The organism is Brevibacillus dissolubilis (assembly GCF_006170445.1).
Taxonomy (GTDB): domain Bacteria; phylum Bacillota; class Bacilli; order Brevibacillales; family Brevibacillaceae; genus Brevibacillus_B; species Brevibacillus_B dissolubilis.
In genome coordinates this window covers 670,092-688,664 of sequence record NZ_VCNA01000002.1, presented here as the reverse complement: position 1 = coordinate 688,664, position 18,573 = coordinate 670,092, and the positions used below count along the sequence as shown (strand labels likewise).

At 51.7% G+C, this 18,573-nt stretch carries 15 protein-coding genes; 10 read left to right on the top strand and 5 right to left on the bottom strand.

What is annotated here, in order from left to right; all coding sequences use genetic code 11:
- Nucleotides 1-9 precede the first annotated feature (9 nt).
- The 4 genes from FGI41_RS05250 to FGI41_RS05235 all read right to left on the bottom strand — a co-directional run bounded on the left by FGI41_RS05250 (nt 10) and on the right by FGI41_RS05235 (nt 5,209).
- Nucleotides 10-1,146 (bottom strand): Ger(x)C family spore germination protein, encoded by a 1,137-nt coding sequence (locus FGI41_RS05250; RefSeq protein WP_139488882.1) that lies wholly within the window; start codon nt 1,144-1,146, stop codon nt 10-12.
- The gene (locus FGI41_RS05245) at nt 1,146-2,276 is read right to left on the bottom strand and encodes a GerAB/ArcD/ProY family transporter (RefSeq protein ID WP_139488881.1); all 1,131 of its coding nucleotides are present in this window, start codon (nt 2,274-2,276) and stop codon (nt 1,146-1,148) included. The genes FGI41_RS05250 and FGI41_RS05245 overlap by 1 nt, the downstream gene beginning before the upstream one ends.
- A gap of 34 nt (nt 2,277-2,310) precedes the next feature.
- On the bottom strand, nt 2,311-3,810 hold the full coding sequence (locus tag FGI41_RS05240; protein ID WP_139488880.1) for a spore germination protein: 1,500 nt from the start codon (nt 3,808-3,810) through the stop codon (nt 2,311-2,313).
- A gap of 172 nt (nt 3,811-3,982) precedes the next feature.
- Nucleotides 3,983-5,209, bottom strand: coding sequence for an NAD(P)/FAD-dependent oxidoreductase (locus FGI41_RS05235; RefSeq protein WP_139488879.1), 1,227 nt, complete (start codon nt 5,207-5,209; stop codon nt 3,983-3,985).
- A 134-nt stretch (nt 5,210-5,343) separates the two neighbouring features.
- Between FGI41_RS05235 and miaB the strand changes: the two genes are divergently transcribed.
- The 10 genes from miaB (at nt 5,344) to hfq (ending at nt 17,561) form a co-directional block, all read left to right on the top strand.
- Complete coding sequence (gene miaB / locus FGI41_RS05230; RefSeq protein WP_139488878.1) at nt 5,344-6,864, top strand: tRNA (N6-isopentenyl adenosine(37)-C2)-methylthiotransferase MiaB; 1,521 nt, start codon at nt 5,344-5,346, stop codon at nt 6,862-6,864.
- 4 nt (nt 6,865-6,868) lie between these two features.
- Nucleotides 6,869-7,321: a YlbF/YmcA family competence regulator gene (locus FGI41_RS05225; RefSeq protein ID WP_139488877.1), complete on the top strand. Its 453-nt coding sequence runs from the start codon at nt 6,869-6,871 to the stop codon at nt 7,319-7,321.
- A 111-nt stretch (nt 7,322-7,432) separates the two neighbouring features.
- On the top strand, nt 7,433-7,990 hold the full coding sequence (gene cotE, locus FGI41_RS05220; RefSeq protein WP_139488876.1) for an outer spore coat protein CotE: 558 nt from the start codon (nt 7,433-7,435) through the stop codon (nt 7,988-7,990).
- A gap of 142 nt (nt 7,991-8,132) precedes the next feature.
- On the top strand, nt 8,133-9,131 hold the full coding sequence (locus FGI41_RS05215) for a DUF421 domain-containing protein (RefSeq protein WP_139488875.1): 999 nt from the start codon (nt 8,133-8,135) through the stop codon (nt 9,129-9,131).
- Nucleotides 9,132-9,215: 84 nt separating this feature from the next.
- Complete coding sequence (locus FGI41_RS05210; RefSeq protein ID WP_139488874.1) at nt 9,216-10,544, top strand: putative amidoligase domain-containing protein; 1,329 nt, start codon at nt 9,216-9,218, stop codon at nt 10,542-10,544.
- Between the two features lie 37 nt (nt 10,545-10,581).
- Nucleotides 10,582-13,203: a DNA mismatch repair protein MutS gene (gene mutS / locus FGI41_RS05205; RefSeq protein WP_139488873.1), complete on the top strand. Its 2,622-nt coding sequence runs from the start codon at nt 10,582-10,584 to the stop codon at nt 13,201-13,203.
- A 27-nt stretch (nt 13,204-13,230) separates the two neighbouring features.
- On the top strand, nt 13,231-15,546 hold the full coding sequence (gene mutL / locus FGI41_RS05200; RefSeq protein ID WP_139488872.1) for a DNA mismatch repair endonuclease MutL: 2,316 nt from the start codon (nt 13,231-13,233) through the stop codon (nt 15,544-15,546).
- Nucleotides 15,546-16,331, top strand: a complete 786-nt coding sequence (locus FGI41_RS05195) for a class I SAM-dependent methyltransferase (RefSeq protein WP_139488871.1) — start codon at nt 15,546-15,548, stop codon at nt 16,329-16,331. The genes mutL and FGI41_RS05195 overlap by 1 nt, the downstream gene beginning before the upstream one ends.
- Before the next feature lies 1 nt (nt 16,332).
- Nucleotides 16,333-17,286 (top strand): tRNA (adenosine(37)-N6)-dimethylallyltransferase MiaA, encoded by a 954-nt coding sequence (gene miaA / locus FGI41_RS05190; RefSeq protein ID WP_139488870.1) that lies wholly within the window; start codon nt 16,333-16,335, stop codon nt 17,284-17,286.
- Between the two features lie 29 nt (nt 17,287-17,315).
- A complete protein-coding gene (gene hfq / locus FGI41_RS05185) occupies nt 17,316-17,561 on the top strand; it encodes an RNA chaperone Hfq (protein ID WP_139488869.1) in 246 nt (81 codons plus the stop codon).
- A 72-nt stretch (nt 17,562-17,633) separates the two neighbouring features.
- Here the strand turns inward: hfq and FGI41_RS05180 are convergent, their stop codons facing one another.
- Nucleotides 17,634-18,509 (bottom strand): GNAT family N-acetyltransferase, encoded by an 876-nt coding sequence (locus FGI41_RS05180; RefSeq protein WP_139488868.1) that lies wholly within the window; start codon nt 18,507-18,509, stop codon nt 17,634-17,636.
- Nucleotides 18,510-18,573 lie beyond the last annotated feature (64 nt).

The following is an 18,573-nucleotide window of genomic DNA, read 5'->3' as shown; positions in this document are numbered from 1 at the left end:
CCATGTGGATTAATCGGTTACACCCGTACGAACCAAGGTGAGCTTGACGTCTGTCTGAAATTGAGCCTTTGGGAACATCTTACGCCATTTGTCTTTGGTTAGATTGGACCCGCGCACGCTGGCCTTGTACTTTTGCCCGAAGCCGGCTGGATCCACATTATATTTTTGTATGGTACGGATCAGATTCTCGATTTCGTTCGTGATCGATTTGGCAAGCTGGACTTCCAGTTTTTTTACTTGTTCCGGTTTGGACAGTTCAATCTCAGAGGTGATCTCCTGAAGACGGGCATACATATCGACTTGGATATGAAACCGGGGTGGATTCTGACCCTTCAACCTGATCTTCGTCTTGCTGCTGATATTATCGATGACCGAATGAGTGTGTTTGCTTTCGCCTTTTCTCTTTTGTTGGGCCTCCAGTCCATCTAGGTCAACCGCCAACTCAATCATTCCTGCGTGAAAGCGTCCTCGTAACAGTTTTAGAAAAAAGCTGCTCCGGCTGGGGATCTTCGTCACCATCCGATCCCCCTGAAACAAGGCAATCTCGTCTAAATGAACCTCATTATCAACTCGTGTGACACAGGGGACGGCCGGGTCTTGTCCGGGTGCATAGTAATCATGCAGGAAATCGTGCAGGGTGGAAGAGATGATCTGTTCGCCGGTGATATTCTGTTCATTCTGGTTATACAAAAAGGTGCCGATGTTGCCGATCTCGGGATAGCGGTGACTGAGGATACCCAGGGCACGTCCTTTGGCGATGTTAATATAGACGCCTGATCCGATATCCTTATCACGGGCAAGGGTGTCAACGAGATTTAAGATGCCTTGTCTCGCCAGCTTTTCATCGTAGAGAGCGACGCGCAGCTGACCGGAGACGAGCGTTACCGAGGACTCTTGGTTCATCTTGTTGCGTGATCCCTTGCTCGTATAAGCGGTATTGGAGAGGACGGTTACTTTTTCTTTGGCATTGGGATCGATCTGGTATAGGGTAGTTGTCCCCATAATTTTGTGGTTGGGCAGATAGTCATAGCCTACCGCGACAATCAATCCCATTTTTTCGATCGGCACGCCGCGTACACAGGCACAGAGCAGAGGGATGGTCAAGAATACAGCGGTGAGTCGAAATAACCGGGATCTGCTTGTCATCAGTCTGCTTCGCCTCCTTGGGCAGCCGGCACGGTGGCAGATTGGTCGGGTTTGGTTCTCGTTTTGAAAAGAACCAGCGGATAGAGAAGGATCGGGTAGAGGAATGCGATGAAAAAGGTGATTTGATTAAACACGCTATCAAGCTGATCAATCCTCATGCGAGTCGTAAACACATTGGACAAGCCAAGTATCAGGATACAGACCAGGATGATCCCCATCCGTTGACTTCGTCCTGTCAAACGACGGAAACCACGAATCGATGCCCACATATACAGCAGGATATTCGGCATGATGATCAGCATCCAGAGCGAGACGGCGAGGAACTCGAAACGCTCCAGAAATGGAAACTGAATGATCTTATACATGGTAAAGGTAGCCCAGGCGGTTTTCATCAGCTGCTCGCCCTCAAAGTAAAGAAGCGCGACCACCATCAGCTCCAACGAGATCAGCGTCGTCGCAAGCAAGCCGAGGTGTGTGTAGCGCATGGTTTTTTCTTTTTCCTTGACATAGGGATAGATGAAGAAGACAATCTCAAATCCAGCCAGTGTATAGGACATCACCCGCGCACCTTCCAGTATGTCTGTCAGCTTGTGATCCATGATGGGAAACAACTGATCCCACTGTATATAAGGCTTGGCGAAATAGACGAGCAGAGCCATCCAAGCGGTTAATACAATGCTGATAAATCCAAAGCCGGCAATCACACGGATACCGCCCAGTACTCCATAGACGGCTACCGCAAGCAGGATCAGGGAGAGTGAGGTAGAGGTGAAGGTAGGGAACAGCCAAGTCTGTATGATGTCAATGTAGTTAATGACAATGATGAAACAAGCCATTGCCAGGTACGCGGTGTAGAGCGCATTGGCTGCTTTTCCGAGCCATTTGCCAAACAGATGCTCATGAATCTCGTACAGATCGCAGGAATGATACCGTTGCAGAATTTTGACCATAAAAAAGGCGCTGATATGGGAGCTGATCCCCGCCAGTATGACAGAGATCCATGCATCGTTACCGGCGGGCTCATAGACATAGCGTTGAAAGCCGGGCAAACCCACCCCGACCTGTATGGTATGTACGACAAAGAACACGAGGAACGAACTAAACATCCACTGCGGTCTTGGTTGGTTCATAGGTATGCCTCACCCGACTGTCTGAGAAAATATGTTACTCGTCGATTTCTGTGTGCTGTGGATAACGTTTCGAGAAAAACCGGTTCTGGTCTGCCCCGCGTGTAAATTGGGTACGTTTGGCGAAAAAGGAGAAGGGCAGGCGGATCATGCTGTCTTTCATGTCAGATATCCGCGGCGGATAGATCGGATATAGATAAGGATTGTCCAGACTGGTCTGGCGTAAGAGATGCAAGATTAAAAAGCAGACCCCTGCCATAATCCCGACTCCTCCCCACAAGCCGGCGAGGATAATCATCGGGAACCGGACGATGCGGATCGCAGAGCCCATCATATAGCTCGGGGCGGTGAAGGAGGACAGCGCCCCCAGCGCAACGATCATGATCAGGATATTGCTGGTAAATCCTGCTTGTACTGCCGCTTGTCCGATAACGATACCGCCCACGATACCCATGGTCTGACCTACCTTGGTCGGCAGACGGGCCCCGGCTTCTCGCAACAGCTCAATGATGAATTCCAGCAAAAGAGCCTCGAAGATCGGAGGGAACGGAACCTTGGAGCGGGATTCTACGATAGAAACGAGCAGAGCGGAAGGAATCACCGCATAGTGATGGGTCAGAGCTGCGACATAAACAGGGGTAAACAGCGTCGAGAAGGCCAGGGACACCAGACGCAGCATTCGGATGAACGAGGCCATCCCCCAGCGTACATAGTGATCCTCGGTCGCTTTAAAAAAATCAAAAAAGGTTGCCGGACCCACCAAGGCGTAGGGACTGCCTGCTGCCATCATGACGATTTTTCCTTCCAGCAGGGAAGCAGTGACACGGTCAGGCCGCTCCGTCAAGATCAGATGCGGAAACAGTGAATAGGAGTTGTCATCAATTAATTGCCCGATGGTAGATGTATCAAAGACACCGTCAATCTGAAGAGAATTCAGCCGCTGCTTAAAGGTATTAATATTTTGTTCGAAGGCGAGTCCATCAATATAGATCAAGGAGATAGAGGTCTGTGTCCGCAGGCCCACCTGCATGGATTCTGTCACCAGATTAGGCGTCATGATCGTCTGGCGGATTAAGCCGAGATTGATGTCAAGAGACTCGGTAAAGGCCACCTGTGGACCGAAAATCTGGCTTTCCGTCTCTGCCTGACTCAGACCGCGGTGATGGTACTTCATGATATTGACCGCATACCCATCGGTGAAACCATCCATATGAATCAGCACCCAGCCCTGCAGAATCCGCGCCACCGCCGTATCTATGGTCTCGATCGTATCCAGCTGGCTGACAGGAAGCACATCGGGAATCTTCTCTAAGTCAGTCATCTCATTTAAAAGGTGCAGCAGAGGGGCGAGAATATCCCGTTGCAGCAGGTCATTGTCGATCATCGTCCGCAAATAAATCAGGGATAGCACAATTCCTTCGGTACCGATCTGTTTACGCGTCAATTCACTGTTACGGATTTCCCCTCGGATGCTTTCGTATAGCTCTTCGGTCGAGTCGGAGAGTGGGAGTAAGTATGAATCATGTTCAGAACTCATCAGATCACCCCCGCCCTTCCTTTCGAATGATAGAGTAGTTATATTGTGCCAAATGATTTTCTACTTTATGCCTATGCTTCCATGTCATCCCCCGGTTCTCATACAGACGGCTGATCGCCTGCGAAAACAGCAAAAAGGCACTGGCTTTTGTGAAGCGCCAATGCCTAGGGCTTTACACGAAGGTTGGAGATTTGCGTCGGTTAAAGGCAAAGAGGTCGGCGTCCGGATGCTTTCCTTTTACAATCAGATCGCAAATGATCCGGCCTCCGATGGCACTGTAGACCGTGCCATTACCACCGTAGCCCAGCAAAAAATAGCATCCGGGGAATTCATCCTGCACTCCAAACATCGGCAATCCATCATGAGTTCCGCCAAAAGCAGCCGACCAGGCAAAATCAGCACGCAGCTTACCCACGCCCGGAAACAGCTGCTCCACCTTGTCCAGAAGCTGCTGGGTTTTGCTGACCAGCTTGGCATCGCGTGCTTCGGCCAGCGGGGAGGGCTCATCCAGACCCCCGACGACAATCCGGTTATCGGCGGTCGTACGCAGATAGAGATAAGGCCGGGCTGTCTCCCAGATCAGGCAGCGGTTAGGCCATCCGGGAAAATCGGCAAGCGGCTGGGTCGCAATCGCATAGGAGCTGGTCAGTACAGCATTTTTATTGGTATGTATCTCCTGTGTCTCATAGCCTGTCGCAAACACTGCGGTCTTGCAGCGGATTTGTTTGCCGGTGGAGGTGTGAAAAACGAGTTCATCGCCTTCCTTGATATGGTGGCGCACCTCTGTATCCTGATAGACACGCAGACCTTTTTTGGATGCGGTGGAGACGAGGGCGTTAGCCAGCTTGTATGGATTGATCTCTGCATCTCCTGTCGAGTAGATCGCCCCTGGGCGACTGAAGGAGAAGGACTTGCCGATGGCATTGGCATCCATCCAGGTGACGGGGAAGCCGTGCGTTTTTAAGTTATCGTACTCGGTCCGAAGCGAAGCTAGATCATCTGGAGTGCTTGCATAATACAGGCTGTCGCGGCGGATGAAATCGGATGAAAAATCAAGCTTGGAGGTGATGGTCTCCAAATCATCCACCGCATCCTTGCACAACTGATAAAAACGTACGCCACCCTCCACGCCAAACGAGTGGATACAAGCCGTCAGCGTTTTGTCATTGGCGAACTGAAGCAGTCCCGTATTGGCACTGGTGCTGCCATATCCGATATGCCGCCTCTCCACCAATACCGTATCGACACCGTTCTCTGTCAGCAGATAACTGCACGTCGTCCCGGCTTCACCGCCACCGATCACGAGGACATCGCAGGTGATATCCTCCTCAAGCACAGGATATTGCGGCGGAGTGGGGAGGGTTTCGTGCCAGAGCAGGGTTCCGGATTTGAGATTCAAGAGTGATCGCTCCCTTTGTGCTGTTTTGTCCTAAATTTAGACATCGTTTTTCTTTTAGCAAGCAGGGTTAGATGTGCTATAATCAATGGATGTAAACCTACACATATCTACAGCAATTCGAGGTGAAATAAATCATGACAACAGATAACAAGGCAGCGGACTTAAAATCCGCCACGTCTGCCACAGTCAAACCTGAAAAAGACTTCTCCCAGTACTTCCAGGCGCCGAGTCTAAAGGATGCCAAGAAGCGCGGGAAAGAGGAGATCAAGGTTCATTACGATGACTTCATTATCCCAGAAGAGATGAAGGAGATCGGGAAGGGTCGCCATTATTTGCTTCGTACTTATGGTTGCCAAATGAACGAACATGATTCCGAGACCATCGCCGGTATCCTCGAGATGATGGGCTTTACGTCTACCGATGACGAAGAGACTGCTGATGTGGTGCTGTTTAATACCTGTGCCATCCGTGAAGGTGCGGAGGACAAGGTGTTTGGTGAATTGGGCCACTTCAAGCGGATCAAGCGCAACAACCCGAACCTGATCTTGGGCGTATGTGGTTGTATGTCCCAGGAAGAAAAGGTTGTCAATCGGATTCTTCAGACGTATCAACAGGTAGACCTCATTTTTGGTACACACAATATCCACCGCTTGCCGGTTCTTTTGCAAGAAGCGATGTTCTCCAAAGAGATGGTCATCGAGGTGTGGTCCAAAGAGGGCGACATCATCGAAAACATGCCAAGCAAGCGCGAAGGCAACATTAAGGCATGGGTCAATATCATGTATGGTTGCGATAAGTTCTGTACCTACTGTATCGTTCCATACACACGAGGCAAGGAGCGCAGCCGCCGTCCGGAAGACGTCATCGCAGAAGTGCGTGACATCGCCCGTCAAGGCTTCAAAGAAATCATGCTGCTCGGCCAGAACGTCAACGCCTACGGGAAAGACTTCGAAGATATGGAATACGGCTTAGGCGACCTGATGGATGAAATCCGTAAAATTGATATCCCCCGCATACGCTTCACCACCAGCCACCCGCGCGACTTTGATGATCATCTGATCGAAGTGCTTGCGAAGGGCGGCAACCTGGTGGAAATGATCCATCTGCCATCCCAATCAGGCAGCACCGAGGTCCTGAAGCGTATGGCGCGTAAATATACCCGTGAGCAATACCTCGAACTCGTCAACAAAATCAAAGCAGCGATCCCGAATGTCGCACTCACGACAGACATCATCGTCGGCTTCCCAGGCGAGACCGAGGAGCAGTTCCAAGAGACGCTTTCTCTTATGGAAGAAGTGCGTTATGATTCCGCTTACACCTTCATGTACTCTCCACGCGAGGGCACACCAGCCGCTGTGATGGAAGACAGCGTGCCGGAAGACGTGAAGAAGAACCGCCTGCACCGTCTCCTTGACGTACAGAACCGCATCTCCCTTGAGAAGAACCAAGAGCTTCTGGGGCAGACCGTGGAGCTGCTCGTTGAAGGCGAATCCAAAAAGAACCCAGAGGTGCTCTCCGGCCGTACCCGCACAGGTAAGCTGGTTCACTTCAAAGGCGACCAGTCTTTGGTGGGTACCTTCGTTCACGTAACCATTCATGATGCCAAAACCCATACCCTGTATGGAGACCTTGTAAAAACAACAGTTGAGGTGTAAAAACATGTCCGATACCAACACAACCTACACACAAAAAGAAATTCTTGAAAAAGCACGCGATCTCGCTGCGATGATCGCCCGCACCAAAGAAGTGGACTTCTACAAACGCGCGGAAAACCAAATCAAGCACAACGATAACGTGCAGGAACTGATTTCCCAGCTCAAAACCAAACAAAAACAACTCGTGATGTATGAGTCTGCCGGCAAATCCGAGTTGCTGAAAAAAGTGGAAGCGGAATACGATGCATTAAACGAAGAGCTGGATCAGATTCCAATCGTGGGCGAGTTCAAACAGTCCCAAGTGGATGTCAATGACCTGCTTCAGATGGTCACACAGGTGATTACCAACACGGTTTCTGAAAGAATTATTTTGGATACCGGCGGCAATCCACTGACCGGCGAAACAGGCGGCGGCCCAGAGAAATCAAGCGATTGCGGAGATGGCTGCTGCTCCTAAGCGACCCATTTGCCTGTAATGGTGGACATGAGCCGACACGTTTTCTTGCACCCTAGACGAATACCCTGCATACAAATGTACTGAAACGTTGTATGGAGGAGGTAATAGAGAATGTCGGGTACAGATAAAGATATGCAATGCCGGGAACTCATAGCAAAAGCCGTCTGCGGTAGAGGACATAAATTCTCCCAAATGACACACACCATTACACCAGCAAACACTCCTTCGACCATCCTTGGATGCTGGATCATTAATAATACATTCCAAGCAGAAAAGGTTGGCAGCACCGTCGAAGTCCGTGGTTCGTATGATGTCAACTTGTGGTACTCCTTTGCCGATAACACACAGACAGAAGTCACCAGAGAAAGAGTCAACTATACGGTGGTTGTGCCGCTTTCCTTCTTTGACAAAAACTGCCGTGGTGACCTGGATGTGCACGCACACTCTGTAGAACAGCCAAAATGCGTCAGAGCAGAGATTGTGGGCGGGGATGTTCGTGTCCGCGTAGAACAGGAATATGCAGTCGAAATCATCGGGGAGACCAAAATCTGTGTCGTGGTATGCGACAGCTGCCATGACCACAAAGAAGACTTCTCCGGTGACTACGACGAAAGCCATGACGATTTCGACGATTTTGACTCTGCTGACCTGCTGGATGATCTTGACTAAAAGAGAGGACGATGTTCCTCTCTTTTTCTTTTTCCCGTTGTAAGGGGATTCACGGTTCGCTGGCCTATGCATAACAGGGATTGGTTTGGTTGACATTACAGGGGGAAGGCAAACGAAGCAGTCAGCAGGGAGGAATCAGCACATGCCGGCGTGGGCGGTTTACTTTTTAAAAGCGATTGTGGCACTTATTTATTTGTTTATCTTGACGAAAATGATCGGGAAACGACAAATCAGACAACTTACCTATATCGAATACATTGTCGGGATCACACTGGGGTCGGTTGCCGGGGAATCCATCATGGAGCAGGGGGAGCCGATCTGGTATGGAATTGCGGCGATGACGGTCTTCGGATTATTTCCGATTACGATGGACTTTTTATCGATGAAAAGTAAGACCGCACGTGATTTTTTTGAGGGAAAACAGACGATTCTGATTGAAAATGGCAAAATCCTCGAAGATAACCTGAAAAAAGTGCGCCTCACCGCAGATGATCTGATGGAACAATTGCGTGTCCAACAGGTATTCCGAGTGGCTGATGTGGAATTCGCAGCACTGGAGACGAGCGGCGACCTAAGTCTGATGCTCAAGAGTGAACAACAGCCCATCACCCCAAAAATTCTGGGCATTCAGGTTCCCGCTGCGACACAGACACATTCGGTCATTACCGATGGTGCGATCATTGACAAAGAATTGGCGAAAGCCGGATTCAACCGACAGTGGCTGCAAGCCCAGCTGGAGAGTGCGGGAGTAAGCGTGGAAGAAGTCTTTTTTGGGCAGGCGGACCAGGGAAAGCTCGTGCTCGATATGTATGACGATAAACTGAAAGCGGGATATCAGGGGCAGCAAACGCAGTCACAGCAACAACAGCAGTCACAGCAGCAACAGTCGATACAATCAGCGAAACCGTCCCAACCAGGACAACAGAACCAGCAGGCTCAACCATCCCAGCACCCTAACCAGTCCTCTTCCTCGCCACAAGACCTCATGCAGCTTGCGTACCTGAGCCTCAAACAATATCAGGTGGATCTGGAGCTCGCGGCGGTCACAAGTAAAAATAAAAATGACAAGCATTCCTGTAAGCAGGACGCCCAACTGTTGCAGACGCTGATGGATCAGCTTGAACCACGGCTTTCACGTTAACACAATAACGTTTATCCTCCCCCTCACCAAACGCCCAACAGGTGCATAGCCTATAGGAAAAATGGTGAAGGGGAGGGAACGTTCATGTCATCTGACCTGATAGATCGCCCCCAAGCAAAGACCGACTTGATTCCCATACTCAACCCGCCACAGGCCGCTGCCTTGACAGCCGACATGCCGAAGCTGCGGGCGATTCTGCGTATGCACGGGATTCCGGTGTGGCGTGAGGACACGGCACAGGCTGTGCGCAAGTACCAGGTGTTTTTATTTCAGCACCAGATTCTGAAAATTTACAAAGTAGAGGAACAGACCGTCTGGCTGAACAATACCCTCGATGCACCGACTGAGACCGTCTATGAGGACGTGACCGAAGAGCTCGATGAGGCCGAAGCGAGACGGATTCACCATTATGCGGTACGCAGTCTGTATGCGATGGGTCTGGACTTTGGCTCTGTCTCGATTGGGGCTGCTTCCCCGACCCGGATGCGAGTGCTGGATGTGCATCCAGACCCTGTGCTGCCGCAAGAGAGCGGGATTGATTTTGCTGGGATGGTAGGGGATTTTGTCGCGGAGTTTCAGGCAGCGCGCCGCACCGTACGCAATGTGATGCTTGGAGCAGACCCTGAGTTCGCCCTGCGTCGGCCGGATGGCACGATGGGGATTGCGTCCGACTTCCTCGGCAAAATGGGTGTGATCGGCTGTGACGCCGCCCGACTGCGGGAAGAAGGCCGATTCAGCCAGCAGCGGCCATTGGTGGAGGTACGTCCGCAGCCCACCACAGACCCGCACGAGCTTTTTCTGCATATCGCCAAAGCGCTCCGGTTCGCCAGCCGCAAAATCACGGACGATACACTGGAGTGGGTGGCAGGTGGCATGCCTTTTGACGGCTATCCGATCGGAGGTCATATCCATCTGAGCGGGATTCCGCTGACGTTCCAGCTGATCCGCAAATTGGACGCGTATCTGTGTCTTCCGCTCGCCCTGATCGAAGACGAAGGCTGTCAGGCGCGCCGTCCCCGCTACGGCTTCCTCGGTGATTTCCGCACCCAAGATCATGGCGGCTTCGAATACCGCACACTGCCCAGCTGGCTCGTCTCCCCGCGCATCACCAAAGCCGTACTCGCCTTGACCAAGATCATCGCGACGCATCACGAACTGCTGACGATTGATACACTCCCCCTGAATATTCAAAAAGCCTACTACGATTCCGATCGATCCATCCTGCTTCCCTTTGCCCGCAGAGTGTACCGTGAAATCAACCGTTTACCCCTTTTTGCTTCCTATAAAAAGGATCTCCAGCCGTTCTTCTCCACCCTCTTCTCGGGCGAGATATGGTTGGCAAAAAGTGATATACGTCAAGCATGGCGAGTCCCGCCTTTTCACCTAAACAATACCGAGAAAACCATGTTATAATGATGGGCGTACAAAAAGCGGATGTAGGAGTAGAACCATGACCCAAACATACACACCCATGATGCAGCAGTACTTAGAGATCAAGCGTCAATATCCTGATGCTTTTCTGTTTTTCCGATTAGGTGACTTTTATGAATTGTTTTTCGAGGATGCGATCAAGGCGTCCCGTGAATTAGAGATTACCCTGACCGGTAAAAATGCCGGGGTAGAAGAGAAGGTTCCGATGTGTGGCGTGCCTTACCATGCAGCCGAGGGCTATATCGCAGACCTGGTGCAAAAAGGCTACAAAGTCGCGGTCTGCGAACAGGTGGAAGACCCCAAAGAAGCCAAAGGAGTCGTCCGCCGTGAGGTCGTCCGCGTCGTCACACCGGGGACGATGATCGAAAGCCGTTTTCTGACGGATAAAGAGAACAACTACATGACGGCGATTGCCCATGTAGACGGCAAAGACGCGGTAGCGGCCTGTGATATGAGTACAGGTGAGATGTACGTTACGTCGTTTTTCGGCAGATCTCAGGCGGTGATGGAAGAAGCACTGCAGTACCGTCCAAGTGAACTTTTATTCTATGAGCAAAAAGACACACGTGGAATCGCTACCGATGTGCCGCTGACAGTGATCATGGCAGGGGACTTCGACCAGCTGGCTGTGAATCAACAATACGGCGAGCAGGCGGAGACGCTGAACTCTGCGATGCGCACGGCGATCAACTGTCTGCTTCACTATATCGGCCTGACCCAAAAACGAAGCCTGTCCCACATGCGGGTGTTAAAACAATACGAAGCGCGCGAATATTTGCAGATGGATGGCTTCTCCCGCCGCAATCTGGAGCTGACTGAGACGATCCGCGACAAGAGCAAAAAAGGCTCGCTCCTCTGGCTCCTTGATAAAACCGAGACAGCGATGGGCGGCCGGATGCTGCGCCGTTGGATTGAGCGTCCGCTCTTGAATCAGAGCGAGATCGAGAAGCGTCTGGAAGCACTGGAAGCGTTCAAAGGCGACCTGCTACTCCGCTCCGATGTGCGCGAATCGCTCGATAAGGTGTACGATCTGGAGCGGCTCGCAGGCCGGATCGCCTACGGCAATGCCAACGGACGCGACATGGTCAACATGCGCCACTCGCTCGAAGCCATCCCACATCTCAAATATCAGCTGATTGCAAGCGGCTCCCCGATCCTCGCTGAACTGGCGGAGATCATGGACGAGTGCAGCGATATCGCCGATTTTCTCAGTGAGACACTGGTGGATGAACCGCCGATCTCTGTTCGTGAAGGCGGATTGATCCGCCAAGGCTATGACGACTATCTGGACAAGCTTCGTGTCGCCAGCCGCGAAGGCAAGACCTGGATCGCCCAGCTTGAACAGGCGGAGCGTGAAGCGACCGGTATCCGCTCGCTCAAGGTCGGGTTTAACAAGGTGTTTGGCTACTACATCGAGATCTCCAAAGCCAACCTCGCTAACATCCCACCAGGACGCTACGAGCGTAAGCAGACCCTCGCCAATGCCGAGCGGTTCATCACGCCAGACCTGAAGGAAAAAGAATCGCTCATCCTTGAAGCCGAGGAAAAAATGGTGGAGCTGGAGTACCAGCTTTTTGTCCAAGTCCGCAATGAAGTGGCCAAGCATATCCCGCGCCTGCAGCTGTTAGCCGAGCAGGTGGCGAATATCGACGTCCTGCAATCCTTTGCAACTGTGAGTGAAGAGCGCGGCTATGTCCGTCCACAGTTTACGACCGACGGCGAGTTCGTCGTCCGCGAAGGCCGCCATGCGGTTGTGGAGGCTGTCCTTGATCGGGAAAAATATGTTGCCAACGATGTCGAGATGAACCAAAAGGACCGCCAAATTCTTTTGATCACAGGTCCGAACATGGCAGGTAAGAGTACCTACATGCGCCAGATGGCCCTGATGTCTGTCATGGCCCAGATCGGCTGCTATGTCCCGGCTAAGGAAGCGAGACTGTCGCTGATTGATCAGATTTTTACCCGCATCGGGGCAGCAGATGACCTTGTCGGCGGTTACTCCACGTTCATGGTCGAGATGCTGGAGACCAAAAACGCCCTGACCAAAGCTACCTCACGCAGTCTGATCCTGCTCGATGAGATCGGCCGCGGTACATCCACTTATGACGGGATGGCGCTCGCCCAAGCGGTGATCGAGTACATCAACGAGCATATCGGTGCCAAGACGCTCTTTTCCACTCACTATCACGAGCTGACCCATCTACAGGAGCATATCCCAGGTGTGGTGAATGTGAACGCCCGATGCGAAGAGCGCGACGGCAAGCTGTTATTCCTGCACAAAATCGCCGAAGGCCGCGCCGACAAAAGCTACGGGATTCACGTCGCCGAGCTGGCTGAGATGCCGAAGCAGGTGATCTTGCGTGCCCGCCAAATCCTGCAAGGCTTAGAGAGTGAGCAGAAGACACCTGCCAAAGGCGAACAGCTCTCGCTCGACATGCTCTGGGATGCACCAGAACCTGAACCGCTTATGGTCGCAGAAGCAGCGGCGGCAGCCTACCCGGCACAGGCCCAAGAACCGATCGTGATCAAAGACCCAACCGAGGAGGAAATCCTCGAAGAGCTTCGCAGGCTTGACCTCAACATGACGACACCACTTCACGCCCTCATGAAACTTTCGGAGTGGAAACAACGTCTTTCTTGATGATTTTGGACGAAAGGAGGGGGCACCATGGGAAAAATCCAAATCCTCGATGACCACCTGAGCAATATGATCGCCGCGGGTGAGGTAGTCGAACGCCCTGCCTCGGTCGTCAAGGAGCTGGTGGAGAATGCGGTTGACGCAGGTGCAACCAAAGTCGAGATTCACATCGAAGAAGGCGGACTCAACTCAATCCGCATCGTTGACAACGGTTACGGGATGGATCGCGAGGATTGTGTCAACGCATTCGAACGCCACGCCACCAGCAAAATCCGCATGGCCCGCGACCTGTTCCACATCCGCACGCTCGGTTTTCGCGGAGAGGCCCTGCCGTCCATCGCATCTGTCTCCCGCATGGAACTGAAAAGCTCCGAATCAAGCGGTGAGGTGGGGACACGGGTCCTCATCGAAGGCGGCAAAATCAAAAGCGTCGAAGATCTCGCCACCGTCCAAGGAACGGAAATCACGGTCAGCGACCTGTTTTTCAATACACCAGCCCGTCTCAAATATATGAAGTCGATCTCCACGGAAGTGGGACATGTCTCGGATTACGTCAACCGTCTGGCCCTGACCTACCCGCAGATTGCGTTTACTCTCACTCACAATAGTAAAAATTTGCTTCAAACCTCGGGGGATGGTAAACTTCTTCATGTAATTGCGGCGATTTACGGTGTTCAGGTAGCGAAGCTGTTGATCCCGTTTGAAGGGGAGACGCTTGATTTCAAATGGAGCGGCTTCCTGTCCAAAACCGAGGTGACACGTGCCAACCGCACTTATATTTCCACGCTGATCAATGGCCGTTATGTCAGGCACTATGCCCTGACTAATGCAGTGATGCGCGGTTATCATACGTTTTTGCCAGTCGGACGCTTCCCGATCGTCGCCCTGCATGTGGAGATGGACCCGATTCTCGTGGATGTCAACGTACATCCGGCCAAGCTGGAGGTGCGATTCTCCAAGGAGCAGGAGCTGTGCCAAGCGATCGAAGAGTCGGTTAAAACCGCTCTTCGCCAAGGGCTTAAGGTGATCCAACCGCTTCATGCAGAAAAACGCCCCAAAATCACGCTTCAGCGCGTGGAGCAGCCGCAGTTTGATCTGGGGACGGTATCGGGACAGATGCAGATGGAGCCGTCACCTGCACCCATATATGGCAAGCCGAGTATAGGTCAGTCCCCAGTATACGGCAAGCCGGGCATCGGTCAGTCAACCTCCGCAAGCGCCCGTGTCCGCGAGCTGTGGGATGCTCCTTCGTACCTTACACCATCGATGGCAGCAGAGGATGAAGAAGGACGAATCTCTTCCTTATTAAAAACCGAAGCGGGTTCAGTTGGGACAAGTGCAGGTTCAACAGAAGATCATCTGTTGCCAGCGTCTATGGCAAAGGTGCCTTCCGACAATGGAACGGTTGCACTGGTTCATCCGGATGAACTGCAAAGTCAACGGTTTCAGCTAGATGACAACCATGACCGGATTGGATCAACGGGGTCAGCAGGCTTCGAACAAGCTGGAAATCAGGTTTCATCTGATTCTCTGTTAGAAGGTTCAGCCTTGAAGGAAAAGCCTTCTGGGTCAACGATGGATGGAGTACCTAAGGTTGAAAACCTGCCCGAATCTACGTTTGTCGGTTCATCCACACCCACGGCTCAATTCCAAGACCATGCGGACGTATCAACCATGCCCGCCGATCCATCCCAAAGCTCTGCGGACACGTCATCATCCACCACGGCCGAGACATCTTCCGATCAATCATCCAACGGCGTCCCTATCTTCTACCCCGTCGGACAAGTCCACGGCACCTACATCATCGCCCAGAACGATACAGGCATGTATCTGGTTGACCAGCACGCGGCACAGGAACGGATTTTCTATGAGTTTTTCATGCAAAAACTAAGCGAGCAGGACGTCACCAGCCAGATGCTCCTTTTCCCGCATACGATTGAATGCACCACACAAGAAGAAGGCAAGCTGATCAAACGGTTGGACATGCTGCAATCATTTGGCCTCGAAATCGAATGGTTCGGCAACCGCAGCTTCATCGTCCGCGCCCATCCACACTGGTTCCCAGAGGGCAGTGAGATCGAGGTCATCGATGAACTGGTCCAATTCGTCCTCGAAGCCAGCGAGAGCGAGACGGTTGACCTGATCAACATGCGGGAAAAAGCAGCCATCATGATGTCGTGCAAAGCATCCATCAAAGCCAACCGTTATCTTACCCATGCCGAGATGGAGGCGCTGTTGAACCGCTTGCGCCTGACGACCAGTCCGTTTACCTGTCCACATGGGCGACCGATTGTGATCCATTTTACGACGTATGATTTAGAAAAAATGTTTAAGCGAGTGATGTAATGATCGTAACAACCGGCTACGAACCATCTTCCGCTACCCAGGCGCACGCCGAAGAGCTGGCGCGGACTCTGGGACTGCCACTCGTTCCACGCAAGGAAGAGAATCTGACAACCTTACGGCAACGCCACCAGACAGACGGGATCATCGTCGTCTCGGCAAAGGGCGCCCGGCTCGAAACAACAGGCGCCCCGCCGTTCTTTTTTCATCCCAACACAGCGGCCTTTCGTATAAAGAGACTGGAACGCGGCGATAATGATACTATGCTTTCAGCTTGCCAAATTCAGCCAGGAGACGAAGTGCTGGATGCTACACTGGGCCTTGGTGCGGACGCGATTGTGTTTGCCCATGGTGTCGGTGAGTCCGGTCGTGTCGTCGGATGTGAGTCTAAACCGTTGGTGGCTGCCCTGACCGCAGACGGACTGCGCCACTATGAGATCGAACAGACCAACCTGCAATCCGCCATGCGCCGTGTGGAAGTGATCAGTCGCCACCATCTGGATGTGTTGCGCGAATTGCCGGACGGATCGTTTGATGTCGTTTATTTCGACCCGATGTTCACGGCTACCGTGGAGGCTTCGAGCGGGATTCAGCCGTTGCGTCAGTTCGCCAACGAATCAGAATTGACATACGAGGCTGTGGAGCAAGCAATGCGCGTAGCAAGACGCCGTGTCGTGCTCAAAGAAGGACAGGAAGGAAATCTGTCCCAACGGTTTGGTTTTACGCCCTATCGCCGGCGTATGGGCCAAGTCACCTACAGTTATAGAGAAGCAAGGGGAGGGGAGTGAAGTGCCGCCAAAAGAAAAGCTAGTCGTCATCATCGGGCCGACCTCCGTGGGAAAAACAGCGCTCAGCCTGACGCTTGCGAAGCGTTTTCATGGGGAGATTATCTCTGGTGATTCGATGCAGGTCTATCGCCAGATGGACATCGGCACCGCCAAAGCATCTGAAGAGGAGCAACGCATCGTTCCTCATTACATGATTGATATCTTGGAGCCAGACGAAGAATTTTCCGTAGCCCATTTTCAAGCGGAAGCAAGCCGGTTGATCACGGAAATCAACCAGCGCGGGAACATCCCATTTATCGTCGGAGGGACCGGCCTATACATACAATCTGTGACACATCGTTATGAGTTTTCCGAAGCCAGTCAAGACTCAGAATTAAGAGACCGCTTACAGCGTCTCGCCGATCTGGAGGGAAGCGAGGTTTTGCACAAGCGTCTCGCCGATTTTGACCCGATCACGGCAGAACGGCTTCATCCCAATGATACCAAGCGCTTGATCCGGGCGATTGAGATCTACGAGAAAACCGGTATGCGCATGTCCGATCACCAAAACCGTGCCGCTACCTCGCCTTTCGATCTGGTGATGATCGGTCTGACGATGGACCGGGCCAAATTATATGAACGCATCAACCATCGCGTCGACCTGATGATCGAGGCAGGTCTGATCGAAGAAGTCCGCCAGCTGCTGGACAAAGGCTATGATCCAGCACTTGTGTCCATGCAGGGCTTAGGTTATAAGGAACTCATTCCCTATCTTTATGGTGAAATCACGTTGGAAAAGGCGGTCAACGACATCAAGCAGCGTACCCGCCATTTTGCCAAACGTCAGCTTTCCTGGTTCCGCCGCATGGAGGAAATCCAGTGGTTCGATTTGACAGACCCGAATGACTATCCACAGGTAATTGCAACAATTACCGAATTGCTGGAAGGAAAGTTTCACCAAACGCCGAATATATAAACTACAAGTCCTTTTAGGGGGTATTGTCCATGAAACAGACGATCAATATTCAAGATACGTTCTTGAACCATCTTCGCAAAGAAAATATCGCGGTCACCATCTATCTGGTGAATGGCTTTCAATTACGCGGCTACATCAAAGCATTTGACAACTTCACTATTGTAATTGACAGCGAAGGCAAGCAGCAGCTGGTATACAAACATGCCATCTCTACCTTCACCCCACAACGTCCGGTATCTTTGATGCCTTCCGATAACCAACAGAACAATCAATAATTTCGGTTCGGAAAAAAATGAAGTCAGGAATGTACGCGACATTCCTGACTTTTTTCTTTGTGCGCTGTTTTCTTACACACCGATTTCATAGTAATCGTCCGCTTTCGTGACTACGAACCCACAGGACTCATACAGCGTAAGGGCCCGTGCATTTTCGCAGGCTACTTCCAGCTCGATAAACGTACGCTCCTCAGCGATCAGGTCGCGTATGGTTTTGCTTAGGATTTGTCTGCCATATCCACGACCGCGATAATCCGGATCTACACAGAAGCCGAAAATAAACCCTTTGCCAGGCTCACTGACCATCGCACTGATTTTCGCCAATGGTTGGCCATCTTCCGATACGATCCATGTCCGGTCGTGGGCATTTGCCATCACATCTTTTGCATAATCCTGACCATCCGCTTCCGGCATATCAAACCCGATTGCATTGAGCCTTGACAGGATGGGAAGATCCTCTTCGGTAGCAATACGCATATCCAGGTCGTATTTGGCAAACTCAGGTACATCCTGTGTTAATTTCATCCGATGCTCAGAAAAGGTATAGGTCGCTCCGTAGCTTTCGGCAAAAGCTTTACCACCGACCGAGTTGCTTTGTACAATGAAAAGAAACTTGGGGATGCCAAGGCGCTTGTATTCTTCACGGGCCGCATCTGTCAGTTGGCGGAAGATCCCTTGGCGGCGGTAATCAGGATGAACCATCCCGCTGATCTCTGCTTCCTGCCGGCCAAAGGTATACGTACCCAAGAAGCCAATCAACTGATTATCTTGATAGAACAAAAAGTCATTCGTCTGATCAGCCGGGCGGTTGGACAGCATATCCCAGTTTAGCTTGATCGTCAAATCTTCATATGTATTGCAAATGTCCCGTAATGCTTTGATTTCAGCCAAATCCTCGGGAGACAGACCTTGTTTGGGGATGAGGCCGTTTTTGGTTTGATCGCTCATGGAAGATGCTCCTCTCAATACTTTGTCGTGCCAGGCTATTTCCAGTCCAGCCGTTCTTCTTTAT